Origin of the sequence: Micromonospora globbae, assembly GCF_003610785.1 — a bacterium.
GTDB lineage: Bacteria > Actinomycetota > Actinomycetes > Mycobacteriales > Micromonosporaceae > Micromonospora > Micromonospora globbae.
In genome coordinates this window covers 1-1,628 of sequence record NZ_RAQQ01000085.1, presented here as the reverse complement: position 1 = coordinate 1,628, position 1,628 = coordinate 1, and the positions used below count along the sequence as shown (strand labels likewise).

1 protein-coding gene is annotated in these 1,628 nt (G+C 69.3%); it reads left to right on the top strand.

Annotated elements, in window-relative coordinates; genetic code table 11:
- Positions 1 to 78 precede the first annotated feature (78 nt).
- Positions 79 to 387 (top strand): hypothetical protein, encoded by a 309-nt coding sequence (locus D7I43_RS32375; protein ID WP_240033336.1) that lies wholly within the window; start codon positions 79 to 81, stop codon positions 385 to 387.
- The last annotated feature ends 1,241 nt before the right edge of the window (positions 388 to 1,628 follow it).

The following is a 1,628-nucleotide window of genomic DNA, read 5'->3' as shown; positions in this document are numbered from 1 at the left end:
CCCGACGGGCCTCGACCGCCAACCGGGTCGCACGCTCACGCAGCTCATCGTTGTACTTCTTCGGTGCAGGCATCGCTGGTGTTCCTCCCAGGTTTCGATGTCTCCATCAAACCCGGGGCGGGACAGTTCGCGTACGTGTTCGACTTCGGTGACGACTGGGCGCACCTGTGCACGGTCGCCGAGTCCCGCATCGACCCGCTAGAGACGCTCGGCGGTCTGCCCAGTGAGCCGATGCCGTACTTCGGGTGGGGTGACCTGCCCGATCAGTACGGACGGCGCTGGGACGGCGACGACGGCGAGACGCCCCCGCCGAAACCGCCGCGGCGACCGCTTGCCGAGCTTCCGCCGCTGCTGCCGTGGTGGGGACCCCGCCAACGCGGACAGTAGCGGTCCCCGACGTCGCCGGACGGCGCGCGCTCTGGCGTGCTGACCTGCCTCTGGATGAGCGAGGTCGTGCTACGGGCTTGTGATCGACGAGATGACCGGCCGGAAGAGGGAAAGGGCAGCCTGTTCGCCGGCCAGGCTCTGATCGTGTGCCCCGGCCTGGGGCGCTCGGCGGCAGGCCGCCTCTCGCTGGGCCGGGTGCGGAACCGCAGGTTGCCTTCCCGCGCCTCAGCTGGGGCTCGGGGCGCACGGGGCCGGCGGCAGGGGAGGACGGCCGATGGTGGGGGCGGGTCAGTTCGAGGTGCGCTGACAACCGCGGGCCGGCAGGGTGACGGGAACCCTCGCTCGGGGCGTGAATTGGTGCCACCGCGTGCTGGTAGGTCGAGGGTGACCGCCGTTCCGGGTGTTGGCCCACTCGGCACGCCCATGACCGATCTTGGCGCCGTCTGCGGGCGTCTCTTCGCCTGTCGCGGTTCACCGCCCGGCCGCGGCGCCACTTTCGTCTGGCGGCGCTGCCGCCGTCAGTGCTGAGCAGGCGGCGTGTTCCAGTCGTGCTCGTGATGTTGCTGTCCGCGCTCAGGGCGGGCCGGTTCGTTGCTTCCTGGGCATCGTCTGCGTCACCGGCACGGGGCCTGGACCGCATGGCGGAGCGTTCGACATGCGTTGGGCCGTCGCGCCGGTAGAGGTTGATGTGCTCATCATTCGTCGTGGCTGGCTGGGATCACCAAGTCCACGTTCGGGGCTCCGGGTCTGGCCGAGCAGCGTGGTGGCGGGGCGGCAACCGGCCGACCGGCCGCGAGGGCGGGTGGGCGAGGTGACGCGGGCGACGCCGAGCTGCGGGCGGGGAGTTGTTGCTGATCTTCTGAGGGTGGGTGGTCTTCGACGATCGCTCTGGTGCGATGAAAAGTCAACGGCTTGCGCCGGTCACCTTCACGGCGGCGTCTGGCGAACGTCGTTGTCGTCCTGGCGGCCGCGCCCATTACCGCTTGTCAGACTCGGCCCGGTCCACGGGCGGCAGCCTGATCATTGGTCACCACGTGGGACCTTCTCGACCCTGCCGTCGTGGGATGTCAGCGGCCTCCTTGGGGGAGGAAGCGGAAGGAGACCCCCTCCTTTCGGAGACCTCCGATGGTGTTTGAGGTCAAGATCAGGAGGGAGTGAATGCGGGGAAGGCTCGGTTCTGGTCGTAGGTTTGGCGGGTGGTGAGGCAGTGGTGCAGGCAGCCGATGAGGCGGTTGAACAGG